We start from the raw sequence: 15,102 nt of genomic DNA, 5'->3' as shown, positions 1-15,102 counted from the left end.
CGGCTTTCTCCGTGGGATCAGTTCGGCAGCGCGCTGCCTGTTTCGGGCTTCTTCACGGCGAGCGCGTCCACCCAGCGCAGAATCGCGGCCACCGTTTCGAACAGTTCTTCGGGAATCGGCTCGTCGAGCGCGACCTTGTACAGCGCGCGCGCCACCGGGGGATTGCCGATGATGGGCACGTTGGCGTCCTGCGCGAAGCGCCGCAATTGCGCGGCTTGCTCGTCCATACCCTTGGCGATGACGAGCGGCAGCGGATGCTCGTCGGGCGCGTAGCGGATGGCCACCGCGTAGTGCGTGGGGTTCACGATCATCGCGTTGGCGAGCGTCACGCGCTGCTGCGGCGCCGCGGCGGTCATCAATTCGCGCGCGAGCCGCTTGCGCTCGCCCTTGATCTTGGGGTCGCCTTCCTGCTGCTTGTACTCGCGCTTCACTTCGTCTTTCGACATGCGCATGCGCCGCATGAACATGAAGCTTTGCAGCTTGACGTCCGCGGCGCCGATCACGACGAACACCGCTGCCGCGATCAGGCAGAGCTTCACGAGCAGGCTCCAGAGCATGGTGGAAAGCTCGGGCAGCGGCTGATAGAGCGAGCCCACCATGAGCGGGAACATCCAGCGGATCGTGAACCACATCACGGCCCCGACGATGGCGGCCTTGATGACCATCTTCACGAGTTCGATGATGGTGCGCATCGAGAAGATGCGCTTCAAACCCGCCATCGGGCTCGCGTTCTGGATGTTGGGCACCACCGGCTTGGTCGCGATCTGGAAGCCCACCTGCGGAATCAGCGCGGCCACGCCCGCGGCAGCGGCCACGGCAACGCAGGGCACGACCACGAGCAAGGTCTCGCCGCCAATCTTGTAGAGGCGCGCCACGAGCGCGGGCAGCGAGTGGTCGCCGGAAACGAAGTCGAGCGTGAGCGTGACGATGGTGCGAAACGCACCCGCGAAGACGCCCGCGGCAAGCAGCAGCGTGCCGGCCACGGCCACCATCACGACGGCATCGACCAGGTCCGTGCTCTTCGAGACCTGGCCGTCCTTGCGTGCATCGCGTAGCCGCTTCGATGTGGGTTTCTCGGTCTTTTCCTCGCTCATCGCCTGGTGCCCCGGGCGGCGAAGGCCCCGCGGGTAATGGGTGACTGATGGGTGACTGATTGCCGGGTGACGGATGCGTCACGAGATACGCAAAAGGCGCACGCCTTGTGCGCCGATGTTCGACGATATCGGCTGCATGCGGCGCGGGTGCGGGCGAAGCGAAGCGGCTGGCGGGCAAGCGAAGGGGCCTGGGAATTTGCAGCCCTTTCGATCTCCCTGGTGGGCGATCGGCCCCAACGTTCTTTGTTGCGCTGCAAAACGACTGCGCGTTAATGGTGTTCTGATGGTGTCCTGACGTGCTGCTCGATCCGTGCGTTTCCAGCTTCAATAAATCGGGGGATTTAACAAAAAAAGGTTTTTGAATATGCGGCTTGCAAAAACATGCCATGAAGATCGCAGCTCTATACCGTTCTGGCAATTGAGGCTTTCGATCGATATGGCTTATTTGAAAATAAATACCTGACAGAAGAGATAGGTGCACGAATTCCGGAAGCTGGTCTTAAATGCAGAAAAACGTGGAGCCGACATTCTAGCAGGGCGAAAAAGTAGTGATCCATCCCTCTATTTCATTTGTGTCAAATTTAAAAATCTCCCATGCGATGAACGCGTGAGAGCGTTCAGAAAATGGTGCTCGATAAGATTTATCGCGATGTAGCGTTATTTAACAATTTATGAGTGGGAAACCGTATCTGGCCGGCAATTCATGGATTAATCCGGGGACACCTCGCCGTCAGCGTAAATCCGCTGGCCGGCCGGAAGGCGTGCGATGTCTCCAGTTCCATACCGTAAATATATAAAGGACCCTGGAAATGAACACACCCGTTCAAGAAATCGCACCCGATCAGGTCAAGGCGCTCGCCGCGCAATCGCGGGCTGCCTATGACGAGGCAATCAAGAACCGGCAAACGCTGGCCAGCAAGAAGCCGTCGCTGCAAGCGGCGTTCGATCAGAAGGTGCAGCCGCAATCCCTATGTGGATGCGGGTGCCAGCAGAACATCTGCGGATACTTCTCCTTCGAAGGCTGTGGGTGCGGCTGCGGGCCGCACACCGAAACGGTCGAAGTCACGGCATATCCCGCCGACATCGGGCCGAATGCTCCCCAGCAAGGTACGCCGGTGCGCTTCGTCGGCCAGGCGACGGGTACGGGAACGAATGTCGACATTTCGAATGTTTACCTGCAGGGAACGGTTCCCGACGCGGAGAACCTGATAGGCATTCAACTGTCGCTGGAATTGTCGATTTATCCCGGCTCGATCACGCTCACGCTCCTCGAGGGGCCGCGCGTATTGGCCGTTTTGGTCCACCCGTCGCAATATGCCGCGAACATCAACGGCCAGTTCTACGGCACCGGCACAGGTGTATTCCAGATGGCCTGAGTCGCCGCGATTCAAACGAAGTTTTAAATCGACCGGGAGAATTCCATGACCACTGTTACGATCCAGTATGTTGCACTTCCGTCGTTGTACCTGTCCGTCGACAATACTGGTCTGCTTTTGTTCAGTACGACCCCATCGAAATGGGATACAAACAAGCCAGTTACGAGTGACAACTTTGAGAGCGTGACGTTACAGCTGAATTCTCCCGGCAAGGCGGGCAATAGAAAATATCTTTGCTGCCCGTCCCATCCTTCCCCGGGCGATATCTTTCTGCTGGAAGCGGATGGACGTAACGCTGCAACCTTCTCTCAAGGCGGGCCCAATATTGGCGGTTTCCCTATCGCTATCAACGGTCTGTCTACCGTATTCCTGAACCGGACGCTTCAAAATACGGTGATAGTGGGAGGGGATAGCGCCCAGGGGTTTATTGTGAGCGTCAGGCAATTTGAACAGGCTTGAACCGGCGCAATTGAAGGCGCTCGCTTCTTTTGACTGTGCCAGATGGTTTTTCAGGCTGGGCCGGCCGATTGGGCGAGCGCCGCTGGTTCGTCGCCATGCTCCGCAGCACCTACTGATGCCTGGCGATGACCCGGCAACACACTGGCGAAGCCTCGCTCGCCATCCGCGCGCCGCCGATTTCCCAGCAGCGCGCAATCGGACAATCTCACGCTGTCCGCGCCATGTAGTCGGCGCGTCGCGCCGCTGCATGGCGCTTTCCCCGCCCGTTCGTCCTCCGGCTTGTTCCACGCTTCGTCCACACTTCGCACCCGTTGCGCTCGCTTCGCGTTGCCGCTGCTCTGGCGGGACGGCGCTGCGTATCGTTGGCGTGAACCATTGCGGCGGGCGTGAACCATTGCGGTCGTGGATCGACCCGTCGCGCCGCAACGTGGTCTTCTTTCACCCTGTGCAGGAGCCTTTCGACATGAGCGTGACCTCGCCGAACTATCTCAACTGCAGTCCGGACATCGTCGGTGGGCTGATCGAGACCGTCTCGACTGCGCTGCTCTCGAACTTCCCGAAAGTGGAGGCGGACCCGTACGACATCGAACTCGTGCTGGACGCCTTGCGCGTGCTGCGTCCGAAGGTGGCCGAGATCGACACCTTCGAGGGCATCATCCACATGACCCGCGGCCACTGGGACGACGCCGTGCGCGTGTTTTCGCGCGTGGTGGAGAACGCGCCGCACTTCGCGTATGCGAAGGCGCTGCTCGCGTTCTGCCTCTCGGTGAAGGGCGATCCGAACTGGCGTCAAAGCGCGGCCGAGGCCGTGCAGGCCAACCCGAGCCGCGACACGCAACAGCTCGTGCGCGCGCTGGAAGCCCGCGAGGATCTGCTCGACGCAGTGCGCAAGCATCGCAACGGCGGCCCGCTCGAAATCCCGCTCTCGGTCACCACGCTCAACGACGAAGAGGAAGAGCGCGCCGCCACGGCGAGCCCTCAGCAGAGCACGCGTCAGCCTCAGGACCCGCTCGCGCAGCAGGGCTACCAGGGCTATCTGCGCGCTTGAATGGACCTGAGCGCGCGACGGCGTCACGCCTCTACGTCTAGCCGTTGCGCGTAATCGCACGCAATCGCATGCCGTGACTTGCAACGGCGTAGAAGCAACCTTCCCGCAGGAGAGCGGCAATGAGCGTATCGGTGACGGCCAAACAGGTGGAAAGCGCCTTGCAGGCCACCCAGCAGGCGAGCGACCCGTCGCTCGCGCAGCAAGGCGAGAAGTTCAGTTCGATGATGAAGAACCCTCGCATGGCGAAGCCCGAGCACGCGGACGGCGAGAACACCAATGTGGTGTCGAAGCTCGTGGCCGCGCAGGACGCCGAGATCCAGCAGTCGGTCAACGACGTCGTGCAGTTCTCGCAGCAGGCGCCGCAGATGTCGATGAACGAGATCATGGCCGCCACGACGAAGATGACGCTCGAAATGGCGAGCACGCAGCTCGACATGGAAGCGAAGATGGGCGTGGTGGACTCGTCCAAGTCCGCTATCGAAACGTTGATGAAGAACCAGTAGCCATGCACGCCACGACGGGCCACGCGGCACGATCCCTCCGGCAGCCGGAACCCAGGCGGCGCAGCGCGCGCGGCGCCGCGCTCGTGGCCACGCTCGCGCTCTGTGCGGCGCTGGCCGGTTGCCAGAAGGAGCTGTACAGCAATCTCACGGAGCAAGACGTCAACGAGATGCTGGTGGCGTTGCTGGAGCAGGGCGTGGACGCGTCGAAGGCGACGCCCGACAACGGCAAGACCTGGGCGCTCGACGTGGACAGCAATCAGATCGTGCGCGCCGTGGAAGTGCTGCGCTCGCGCGGCCTGCCGCACAGCAAGTACGACGATCTGGGCAGTCTCTTCAAGAAGGACGGGCTCGTGTCCACGCCCACCGAAGAGCGCGTGCGCTTCATCTACGGGCTCTCGCAGGAACTTTCGTCGACGCTTTCGAAGATCGACGGCGTGATCGTCGCGCGCGTGCAGATCGTGCTGCCGAACAACGATCCGCTCGCGCAGCAGATCAAGCCGTCTTCGGCGTCGGTGTTCATCAAGTACCGCCCGGATTCGGACGCGGGCGCGCTCATCCCGCAGATCAAGACGCTCGTCATGCACAGCGTGGAAGGGTTGACCTACGACGCGGTGAGCGTCACGGCCGTGCCGGCGGACCCGGTCGAACTCTCGAAGCTGCCGCAATCGCATTCGCCGCTGCCCGTCATTGTGGGCGCCGTGCTGGTGCTGGTGATCGGCGCCGCAGGCCTTTTCCTCTGGATGAAGCGCGGCGTACCGCACAAGGCGGGCGGCGGTTCGCCCAAAGGCGGCACGGGCGACGCGCTGGGCGCGAAGGTCAATGCGCTGCTCGCGCGGCTGCGGCGCGCGGGCCCTTCTTCCACGGCCTGAGGGCGTGGTTATCGAAACGCCCGGAACTGGCGGAACCAGCGGAAGAACCAACGGAAGAACCAACGCAACCACCGGAACCATCAGGATTCAGGCGGGGATTCGGGCACATATCGCACACGTCATGGGTGCTTCTACCGGCTTTCCTTTCGCACGGGCTGCCGCCGCATTCGCGGCGTGGGAGCGCAACGCGCGCACGGCGGTGCAATGGGCGCATCCGTCGTGGCTCGCGGGCGCGTTGGGCGTGGCGCCCGCGGCGCTCGATACGTTCTACGCGGCGCTGGGCGGCAACACGAATGCCGAACCGCACGCCGCCACAAACGGCCACGGCCTGCGCCGCAACGCCCTCGATACCGCGTCGCGCGCCTTGCTCCGCGCACTTCACGTGCCGCCGCCCGCATTCGACACGTGGTTCACGCCCGGCCCGCAGGTGCTCGACGCCTTGCCAGCCGTGCTCGGTCTGAACGTGCTGCGCATGCGCGCGCTGCTGTTTCGCCGCGCGGACGTGCGGCGGCTCATCGACAAGCGCAGCCGCATGCAGCTGGCGCAATGGGTCGGCGTGCCGCTCGACCGTCTGCTCGCCCAGGCGCCGGGCACTGCGGCAACGAACGCACCGGACACGGCGCGGCTCGTCGCGCGCGGCGCGATGCCGGCGCTCGATGCGCTCGACGCCGACACGCTCGCGCTGGAAGGCTACACGCTGATGGCGCGCGAAGCCCATGACGCCGGCGCCGCGCTTTCAGCGAACCTTGCCGGCCCCGCGGACGCGCCGTGCCCGCTGTTGCGCCTCGCCTTGCCGCGCGAGCTGCCGCCTGTGCCGTGGCTCGACGCCGCCGCGCGCGAGCCCGATCCGTTGGGCACGCCGCAGTTGATCGCGCGCTTTCCCGAACTGCTTCCGGAGTGGGCATGGTTATCTGGCTGAGATCCGACCGCAATCTGCCGAACCCGGCCGAGGTGCAGGCTGGCGTGAATGGTGTGAAGCACATCGGCGTGCACGGCGACGTGGTGCCGCGTGCCGCGTTCGGCGCGCTGATGTCGCTGGAAGCGGGCTACGCCCAGCTTGCGGCCGACCGCGAAGCGATGCTCGGGCAGGCACAGGCCGAAGCGCAGGCCATCATGGAGGCCGCGCAGCACGAGGCCGCGGCCATTCTTGCCGACGCCCGCGCGCAATACGACGAGGCGGCCCAACGCGGCTATCGCGACGGCGAAGCGCGCGCGCTCGCCGACTGGATGGCGCGCCAGGCCGATGCCGGCGACGATCAGCGCCGCACGCAACTGAAGATGCGCGAGCGCCTGGCCGAAATCGTGACGGTCGCGGTCGAGCAGATCGTGCACGTGCAGCAGTCCGAGCAGTTGTTCGAGCGCGCGCTCGCCACCGTGGACCGCATCGTCGAAGGGGCCACGTATCTGCGCGTGGCGGTGAGTCCTGGCGACTATGACAAGGCTTGCGTCGCGTTCGAGCGGCTTTCGTCGCGCTGGCGCGAACTGGGGCGGCCGTTCCCGCTTTCGGTGGTGGCGGACAAGCGGCTGGCGCCCGGCAGCTGCATCTGCGAATCGGACTTCGGTGCCGTGGACGCAAGCCTCGCCACGCAGCTGCGCGCCATGCGTTCGGCGGTGTCGCGCGCGCTCAAGCATTCGGCAGGCGAGATCGACGGGCTGGCGTGGCAGCAGGCGTCCGATGAACCGGGCAACGCCGATGCAGGAGAACAAGCCGCGCCTGACCTCGAAGATCGCGCCCTGCACGACCCCGACCCCGACCCGCAATGAGCACGCCCCAGGACACCTCGGCTACCCGCGCTGCGGTCTCGCGCCGGCTGCTCGACGTCGAGCGTCTGACCGACGCCATCGAGCAGGAGATTCTCGCCACGCGCAGCATTGCGCGCACGGGCAAGGTGCTCGAAGTGATCGGCACGCTCGTGAAGGTGGGCGGCCTCGACGTCTCGCTCGGCGAGCTGTGCGAGTTGCGCGCGCCGAACGGCGCGCTGCTGCAGTACGCCGAGGTGATCGGCTTCACGCGCGACGTTGCGCTGCTCTCGCCGTTCTCGCGGCTCGCCGACGTCTCGCGCTCCACCCAGGTGGTGGGGCTCGGCCGGCCGCTCTCGGTGCCTGTCGGCACGGCGCTGCTGGGGCGCGTGATCGACAGCCTCGGGCGGCCCATCGACGGGCTCGGTCCCATCGACGCCAGCGGCGAGCGCCCCATTTTCGCGGACCCGCCCGACCCCATGAGCCGCCGCCTGATCGAGGCGCCGCTTGCCACCGGCGTGCGCGTGGTGGACGCCATGATGACGCTCGCCGAAGGGCAGCGCATGGGCATCTTCGCGCCTGCGGGCGTAGGCAAGAGCACGCTGCTCGGCATGTTCGCGCGCGGCGCGCAGTGCGACGTCACGGTGATCGCGCTGATCGGCGAACGCGGCCGCGAAGTGCGCGAGTTCATCGAGCTGATTCTGGGCGAGGAAGGCATGGCGCGCTCTGTCGTGGTGTGCGCGACTTCGGACCGGTCTTCCATCGAACGCGCGAAGGCCGCCTATGTGGCCACCGCGATTGCCGAGCACTTTCGCGACGAAGGCTGCCGCGTGCTGCTGATGATGGATTCGCTCACGCGCTTTGCGCGCGCCCAGCGCGAAATCGGCCTCGCCGCGGGCGAGCCGCCCGCGCGGCGCGGCTTTCCGCCGTCCATCTTCGCGGAGTTGCCGCGCCTGCTGGAGCGCGCGGGCATGGGTGCGCGCGGGTCGCGCGGGTCGATTACGGCGCTCTACACGGTGCTGGCCGAAGACGAATCGGGCAGCGATCCCATTGCCGAAGAAGTGCGCGGCATTCTGGACGGCCACATGATTCTCTCGCGCGAAATCGCCGCAAAAAATCAGTATCCGGCCATCGACGTGCTGGGCAGCCTCTCGCGCGTCATGCCCCAGGTGGTGCCGCGCGAGTACGTGGCCGCGTCGGCGCGGCTGCGCGAACTGATGGCGAAGCACCGCGAAGTGGAGATGCTGTTGCAGATCGGCGAGTACCAGCCAGGCGGCAATCCCGTGGCGGACGAGGCCATCGGCAAGATCGACGCGATTCGCGCGTTCTTCTCGCAGGGCACCGACGAATTCGCCTCGCCCGACGAGACCGGCGCGCAACTCTTCGCGCTCGCGAACGGCTAACGCCTTACGCCTTATGCCGCCAGCAAGCCCAGGAACGAACCTAGCGCCATGACCGCCAACCGACGCCGCATCGCTGCCCTCACGCGCACCACCGAACGCCGCGAGCGGCTGGAGGAGACGCTGCGCGCCGCGCTCGCGGCACGGCGCGAGGAGGCTGTGCAACTGGCGGCGCAGCGTGACGGCAAGGCCGCCGAGGTGCAGCAGGCGCGCGAAACGCTGGCGCAATGCCACGCGAGCATCGGCGACATGATGGGCGGCAGCGCGGCGTTTTCGCTCGCCGATCTCAACGCGGCCATGCGCTACGCCGAAGTGGTGGCCGACCGCGTGCGCGTACTCGAAGCGGATCTGGCCGCGCTCATTGCGGCCTGTGAGGCGAAACAGCAGGAGATCGTCACGGCGGTGCGCGCGATTGCGAACAACCGCGGGCGCATCGAACTCTGCAACGAGCGTATTGCGGCGCTGCGCCGCCGCGACGACGAAGCCGCGAGCGACGCCGCCGACGAGGAAGCCGAAGAAGCCGCGCTCGCACGCCTCGCCGCGGCGGCACGGGCCGCGCGCGAAGCGCACGAGAGCCGCGACCTGCGCCGCGACGGGGGCGACAGGCTCGACAACAACGCCACCCGCCCGCATGAACCCGCATGAACGACCTCTTCAATGCGCTGCCGCAACTGGGCACCACGTTCGTTGGCTACATGACGCTGCTCGGCATCTGCTCGGTGCGGCTCCTCGTCATCATGTCGATGTTTCCGCCCACGGCCGACGGCGTGCTGCAAGGCGTGGTGCGCAACGGTGTGGCGATGCTGCTCAGTACGTTCGTGGCCTACGGCCAGCCGGCCTCGCTCATGACCACGCTCTCCGGCGTGCATCTGATCGAACTCGGGCTGCGCGAAGCCGTGATCGGGCTCGTGCTGGGCTATGCGGCCTCCACCGTGTTCTGGGTGGCGGAAAGCGCGGGCACCTACGTGGACGACCTCACGGGCTACAACAACATGCAGGTCACCAACCCGTTGCGCGAGGAGCAGTCCACGCCCACGGGCGCGCTGCTTTCGCAGGTGGCCATCGTCGCGTTCTGGACGCTGGGCGGCATGACGTTCCTGCTCGGTGTGGTCTACGAGTCGTATCACTGGTGGCCGTTGACCTCGAATACGCCGGTGGCCGCGAACATCTTCGAAAGCTTCGTGCTGCGCCAGACCGATACGCTCATGCAGACCACCGCGAAGCTCGCCGCGCCCATGCTGTTCATCCTGCTCATGATCGACTTCGCGTTCGGCTTCGTGTCGAAGTCGGCGCAGAAGCTCGACCTCATGACCTTGAGCCAGCCCGTGAAGGGCGCCATGACGGTGCTGATGCTCGCGTTGCTGGTGGGCATCTTCGTCGATCAGGTGAAGGACCAGCTCGTGCTCACGAGCCTCGGCGAACAACTGCGCGCCATCGCGGCCGCGCAGCCGCACCATTGATGCCGCGGGCGTCCGCTTGCGCCACCACCCATCACGCATCGAACCTCAACAGTTCTCAAATCGCGCGCGCCAATAAGATTTGTTGAAGATGTGGGCGAGGGGCTCCGATACATTGGGCTCACATGGTCGCCTGTCAGGCTGGCCCTTCAACAAGGAGTGCACGATGTTCCTGACACCCTATTTCCCGCTTGCCGCTGCGCTTACCGTGCGCCGCCTGCCCGCGGGCTTTCTCGACAAGGTGCTAGAAGGCAATCTCGGCGCGGCGGGCGCACAGGCCAACCGCTGGGCGGAAGACGCGCATCAGAGCACCGACATGCCGTACCTGCTGCAACTGCACGCGGACATGCAGATGACGCTCGGCATCGGCGACGAAGCCGAAGAGCAGTACCGTCGCGCGCAGAAGGTGATCCGCACGCGGCGCGAAGCCATTCGCGCCGCGTCGTGCCGCAACGCGGGTTGGCAGGCGCTGTTCCGGCACCGGCTTGCCACGGCGCTCTCGTGCTTTGCGCGCGTGGTGGACGAGACCGGCATCGACCCGCTGCAACGCATGGAGGCGCGGCTCGGCATCGTGTGCGCGCTGCACGAACTCGGGCAGTCGCGTGCGGCGGCCGAAGCCCTGGACGAACTCGCGGCGATGGCCGCGTCGTCCGCGGGCGGCGCCGTGAACGGCGAGCCTTCGTACTGGCGCGACGTCATCACGACGCTGCGCTTCGATCTCGCCGTGCAGCGCGAACTGCGCTCGGCGGCGGCGCTCTCGGACCACGCGTACTGGCAATCGGGCATGACCGACGACCGCACGCCGGGCAGCGGCGAAGTGACCGAAACCGCGGATCTGCACGAAGTGGCCGCGCTGCGCGTGCGGGTGCCGCTGCTGCGCGAGCGCATCGACTATCTGCGCGAGCTGCGTGCGCTTACGCGCGGCAACCGTAATGCGATGGACGCGCTTACTGCGCATCTGACGTGGGCGCAGCACACGGGGCTGCACGAATACCTGCGCACGGCGCGGCTGGAGATCGTGCTGGCCGCGCTCGCGTCCGAGTCGCCGCAACTGGCCGAAACGATGCTCGAGCCGCTGCATCGCATCGACTATGCGGCCTCTACGGGGCACCGGCAGCTCGAATATCTCTACTGCGTGGCGAAGGTGCGCCAGACCCAGGGCCGCACGCGCGAATCGATGCAGTTCTACAGCCGCTACGCGCTGATCTGCGCGCAGTGTCTGCGCGACGACGCTGCGGCCATCGTGCCGTTCGCGAATCGCGCGCCGCGCCACGGCGCGCAACTCGACGACGTGGGCGCGCGGCTGCCTGCGAAGTACCGGCGCGCGTATCGCTATCTGCAGGAAAACCTCGATCGCCGCGACCTCTCGGTGCGCGAGGTGGCCGCCGAAGTCGGCGTGACCGAACGCGCGCTGCAAAGCGCGTTCAAGAACTTCCTCGGGCTCTCGCCTACGGAGCTGATTCGCCGGCAGCGCATGGAGCGCATTCGCGCCGAGCTGCTGCGCGACTCGTTCACGAGCGACCGCAGCGTGCTCATTGCCGCCAACAAGTGGGGCGTGCAGAACCGCTCCACGCTCGTGAACGGCTACCGCAAGCAATTCCACGAAGCGCCTTCGGAAACGCTGGAACGCTAGCCGCCTTCGCACCGCAGGCGCACTGCGCCCGGCATGGCCCTCCACGGTTCGCGCCGCTGCTGGTCACAGCGCGCGCGGTCGTGGCGGTCGAGACGTCCCACCTCCCAACGAACGACGTTGTCCCCATGAATAGAAAAAAACTCGTCTGCGCCGTCTGGATGGCGGTGTTCATCGCGACTGCGATGCCGGGGCTCAGCGCCGATGCGGCGCCCATCCGGTGGCGCAATTCGGCGGTTCATATTTCGGTTGAAGGCAAAGATCTCAAGGACGTGCTGCGCGACTTCACCGCGGGGCAGGGCGTGCCCGCCACCATCTCCGGCGACGTGCACGGCACGGTGACAGGCCAGTTCGACATGTCGCCGCAGCGCTTTTTGGATACGCTCGCGTCCACCTTCGGCTTCGTCTGGTTCTACGACGGCAACGTGCTGTCCATCAGCGACGCCAACAGCGTGACGCGCCAGGTGATCAAGCTCGACCACGCGCGCGTGTCGGACCTGAAGGCGTCGCTCGATCAGCTGCACATTTCCAACCCGCGTTTCCCGATCATGTTCGACGCGGAGCAGGGCACGGCGCTCGTGAGCGGCCCGCCCGCCTACGTGCAGATGGTGGCCGACGTGGCGAAGCGGCTCGACGACAACGCGGAGCAGCGTATCGGGTCGATGGTGCGCGTGTTCCCGCTGCACCACGCGTGGGCCGCGGACCACAAGGTGCAGATCGACGGCAATACGGTGAACGTGCCGGGCGTGGCGAACGTGCTCGCGAAGATGTACCACCCGCAGGGCAACGGCGGTTCGGATAGTGGCAGCGACTCAGGCGGCCAGCGCAACGCCGTGCAGCCCACCATGCAGCGTCTGCAACCCATGCAGGACGTGACGGGCAGCACCTCGGGCGGCGGCTATGAAGGCGCGGGCAATCCGCCGCTGCCGCCGGGCATGGCGGGCGGGGGCACGCCGACGGCGCTGGGCGGGCTCATCGCGGGCATGGGCGGAGGTGGTAATGGTGGCGGTGGCGCGCCGCTGCCGGGCTATGGCGGGGCCGGTGGCGCATATGGCGGCGCATATGGCGGATACGGCGCCAACGCCTCGCAGAGCGGCTATGGCGCAACGCCCATGGGCGGCACGGACAACCTGCCCGTGATCGTTGCGGACCCGCGCACGAACTCCGTGCTCGTGCGCGACCTGCCGCAGCGCCTGCCGCTCTACCAGACGTTGATCGACCAGCTCGACGTGAAGCCGAGGCTCGTGGAGATCGAGGCGCACATCATCGAGATCGACGAAGACGCGTTGAAGCAGATCGGCGTGGACTGGCGCGCGCACAACAGCCACATCGACCTGCAAACGGGTAACGGCATCACGCAGCAGAACGGCTACAACGGCAACATCAACCCGACCTTCGATACGCGCACGCTCTCGGACGGCACCACGGTGATCGACACGTCGCCGGTAGGCGGATCGCTCACGGCCGTGATCGGCAACGCGGGCCGCTACCTGCTGGCGCGCGTGAACGCGTTGCAGAACAACAACCTCGCGCGCATCGATGCGAGCCCGAAGGTGGCGACGCTCGACAACGTGGAGGCCGTGATGGACCACAAGACGCGCTTCTTCGTGCGCGTGTCGGGCTACACGTCGGCGGATCTCTATCAGGTCTCCACCGGCGTGTCGCTGCGCGTGCTGCCGCTCGTGGTGGACGAAGACGGCAAGGAGCGCATCAAGCTCAACGTGCACATCGAAGACGGCACGCTCACGGGCCAGCAGGTGGACAACATCCCGATCATCACGACGAGCACCATCAACACCGAATCGTTCGTGGGCGAGGGCGAGAGTCTGCTGATTGCCGGCTATCGCGTGGACAGCACGACGAACGGCGAGTCGGGCGTGCCGGGCCTCTCGAAGATTCCGCTCATCGGCGCGCTGTTCCGCTATCGCAGCGACGAGCACAGCCATATGGAACGGCTCTTTCTGCTCTCGCCGCGCATCATCGAGTTCTGAAGCGTAGAGAAAGGGGAAGCGGGCGGCTGCGCCCGCTTGTCTTTCTGCTGATGCGTCGACGCTTCGGCGACTCAGTTGCGGCTGCTGCGCGGCGTGCGTGGCGTGTGCGGCGTGTGCGGGGTGTGCGTCGTACCGGCCCACGGCGTGCGCACCACACGCGCAGCCGTCTGTGCACACGCTGTGAGGCTGGCGGCGGGCGGTACGTAGGCGTCGCTTTCGGTATCGGACCACGGGCGTGCATCGAGCGCCGCCGCGCTGCCCGCGGGATGCACCTGGGGCCGCAACGCTTCTTCGAGCACGAGCGATTCGGCCGGGTCGGCGGGTGCGGCACTCGTCACCGCGGCGGCTTCCTTGCGCTGCACGACTGCGGCAAGCACGGCGACATGGCGAGGCGTGGCCGTGCGCACCACGTTTTCGGGCTCGCGCGCGGTGTCGCGTGTGGCCTCGTTGTGACGTGCAGCGCCCGTGCCGTTCAACTCGTGCGCCTCGTCTTCGCATTCCGCCACGGCTGTCTCCGCCAGCTCGATGCGGTAGCCGTGCGCGTACATCGTGCGCAGATGCACGCCGTGCGCGCCGTTGAGTTCGAGCTTCTTGCGCAGCTTGTAGATGTGCTGCTCGAGCGTGCGGCCTACGATGTCTTCCGAACTGCTCCACACCGCGCCCGCAATCTGGCGGCGGCTCACGTATTCGCCGGGACGCGAGAACAGGAGCCATGCGGTGGCGAACTCGCGTGACGTGAGGCGCACCGTATCGCCCGCCACGTGAACCACGCACGAGCGGCGGTCGAGCCGATAGACGCCGCACTCCAGGCGGTCGTCGGCGTCCGAAGGCTGGACGGGTTGAAAGCGGCGCAGCGCGAGATGCACGCGCAAGACGAGTTCGCGCGAATCGATGGGAGAGAGCACGACGTCGTCGGCGCCCGCGTCGAAGGTGCGGGCAATGCTGGCGCGGTCGCTGCGCGCGCCCACCACGATGAGCGGCGCACGGCGGTCCGCATAGCAGGCGCGGCGCGCGAGCACGGGGCGCAGCGGGTTCACGCCGGTGTCGGCGTCGATCAGGATCGCACTGAAGTCTTCGCGATAGACGGCGCGGGCGAGCGTAACGTCGTCGGCGAACTGGCTGCAGGTGGCGCCGTCGGCCTCGAAACACTGACAGATCAACCTGAACAGCGCGGTGCTCCTGGTCATTACGGCTAGTTTCATTTTTCCTCCGGTTGTCCTGTCGCCCGGCGTCCCCCTGCACTCGCACGCAATGCAAACCGTATCGAGACCGTAGCCGTCGCAGCGAATGATCGGAAGGTAGAGCGGCGGGTGTTTCAAGGCTGTAACGGTTTGTTTCATACCGATTGCCTTATGTCACCCTGGTAAGACCTGAAGAGGCGTAACGAAAAACGCCTATGCGCGTTTCAGCGCAATTCGCGCAAAGTTAACCGCAAAATCGATAGAAAATCGCGTCACGTAGATTTTGCGCGATTGCATGCAGCTTTCGGTCAATTCGACCTGACATGCCGTGAGAGGCGCGCTGGGCAAGCGTTC

Annotated in this window: 14 protein-coding genes; 12 read left to right on the top strand and 2 right to left on the bottom strand. The window is 65.7% G+C overall.

The window, feature by feature from the left end:
• Window positions 1-17: 17 nt before the first annotated feature.
• Window positions 18-1,094, bottom strand: a complete 1,077-nt coding sequence (sctU, locus tag PKKP23_RS12670; RefSeq protein ID WP_017775660.1) for a type III secretion system export apparatus subunit SctU — start codon at window positions 1,092-1,094, stop codon at window positions 18-20.
• An 809-nt stretch (window positions 1,095-1,903) separates the two neighbouring features.
• Here sctU and PKKP23_RS12665 point away from each other — a divergent pair.
• The 12 genes from PKKP23_RS12665 (at window position 1,904) to sctC (ending at window position 13,567) form a co-directional block, all read left to right on the top strand.
• Complete coding sequence (locus PKKP23_RS12665) at window positions 1,904-2,470, top strand: hypothetical protein (RefSeq protein WP_126877143.1); 567 nt, start codon at window positions 1,904-1,906, stop codon at window positions 2,468-2,470.
• A gap of 45 nt (window positions 2,471-2,515) precedes the next feature.
• The gene (locus PKKP23_RS12660; protein ID WP_126877142.1) at window positions 2,516-2,929 is read left to right on the top strand and encodes a hypothetical protein; all 414 of its coding nucleotides are present in this window, start codon (window positions 2,516-2,518) and stop codon (window positions 2,927-2,929) included.
• Between the two features lie 463 nt (window positions 2,930-3,392).
• Window positions 3,393-3,977 (top strand): HrpB1 family type III secretion system apparatus protein, encoded by a 585-nt coding sequence (locus PKKP23_RS12655; RefSeq protein ID WP_026121634.1) that lies wholly within the window; start codon window positions 3,393-3,395, stop codon window positions 3,975-3,977.
• A 119-nt stretch (window positions 3,978-4,096) separates the two neighbouring features.
• Window positions 4,097-4,480, top strand: coding sequence for a type III secretion protein HrpB2 (locus tag PKKP23_RS12650; RefSeq protein ID WP_017775663.1), 384 nt, complete (start codon window positions 4,097-4,099; stop codon window positions 4,478-4,480).
• 2 nt (window positions 4,481-4,482) lie between these two features.
• Entirely contained in the window at window positions 4,483-5,349 is an 867-nt protein-coding gene (sctJ, locus tag PKKP23_RS12645; RefSeq protein WP_240658971.1) for a type III secretion system inner membrane ring lipoprotein SctJ, read from the top strand.
• Between the two features lie 121 nt (window positions 5,350-5,470).
• Window positions 5,471-6,268 (top strand): type III secretion protein HrpB4, encoded by a 798-nt coding sequence (locus PKKP23_RS12640; RefSeq protein ID WP_240658969.1) that lies wholly within the window; start codon window positions 5,471-5,473, stop codon window positions 6,266-6,268.
• A complete protein-coding gene (gene sctL / locus PKKP23_RS12635) occupies window positions 6,253-7,113 on the top strand; it encodes a type III secretion system stator protein SctL (RefSeq protein WP_126877140.1) in 861 nt (286 codons plus the stop codon). Before PKKP23_RS12640 ends, sctL begins: the two co-directional genes overlap by 16 nt.
• Window positions 7,110-8,492, top strand: coding sequence for a type III secretion system ATPase SctN (gene sctN, locus PKKP23_RS12630; RefSeq protein ID WP_275094570.1), 1,383 nt, complete (start codon window positions 7,110-7,112; stop codon window positions 8,490-8,492). Before sctL ends, sctN begins: the two co-directional genes overlap by 4 nt.
• 48 nt (window positions 8,493-8,540) lie before the next feature.
• Window positions 8,541-9,134, top strand: coding sequence for a type III secretion protein (locus tag PKKP23_RS12625; RefSeq protein ID WP_233411595.1), 594 nt, complete (start codon window positions 8,541-8,543; stop codon window positions 9,132-9,134).
• On the top strand, window positions 9,131-9,949 hold the full coding sequence (gene sctT, locus PKKP23_RS12620; protein ID WP_126877139.1) for a type III secretion system export apparatus subunit SctT: 819 nt from the start codon (window positions 9,131-9,133) through the stop codon (window positions 9,947-9,949). Before PKKP23_RS12625 ends, sctT begins: the two co-directional genes overlap by 4 nt.
• 163 nt (window positions 9,950-10,112) lie before the next feature.
• Window positions 10,113-11,579 (top strand): helix-turn-helix transcriptional regulator, encoded by a 1,467-nt coding sequence (locus PKKP23_RS12615; RefSeq protein WP_126877138.1) that lies wholly within the window; start codon window positions 10,113-10,115, stop codon window positions 11,577-11,579.
• 125 nt (window positions 11,580-11,704) lie between these two features.
• The gene (gene sctC, locus PKKP23_RS12610; RefSeq protein WP_126877137.1) at window positions 11,705-13,567 is read left to right on the top strand and encodes a type III secretion system outer membrane ring subunit SctC; all 1,863 of its coding nucleotides are present in this window, start codon (window positions 11,705-11,707) and stop codon (window positions 13,565-13,567) included.
• A gap of 71 nt (window positions 13,568-13,638) precedes the next feature.
• On the opposite strand, the gene PKKP23_RS12605 is transcribed toward sctC, so the two are convergent.
• A complete protein-coding gene (locus PKKP23_RS12605) occupies window positions 13,639-14,769 on the bottom strand; it encodes a response regulator transcription factor (protein WP_240658967.1) in 1,131 nt (376 codons plus the stop codon).
• Window positions 14,770-15,102 lie beyond the last annotated feature (333 nt).

Source organism: Paraburkholderia kururiensis JCM 10599 = LMG 19447 (assembly GCF_003986935.1).
Taxonomy (GTDB): Bacteria; Pseudomonadota; Gammaproteobacteria; order Burkholderiales; family Burkholderiaceae; genus Paraburkholderia; species Paraburkholderia kururiensis.
The sequence above is the reverse complement of the archived record's forward strand: the minus strand, read 5'-3'. Positions and strand labels throughout refer to the sequence as shown.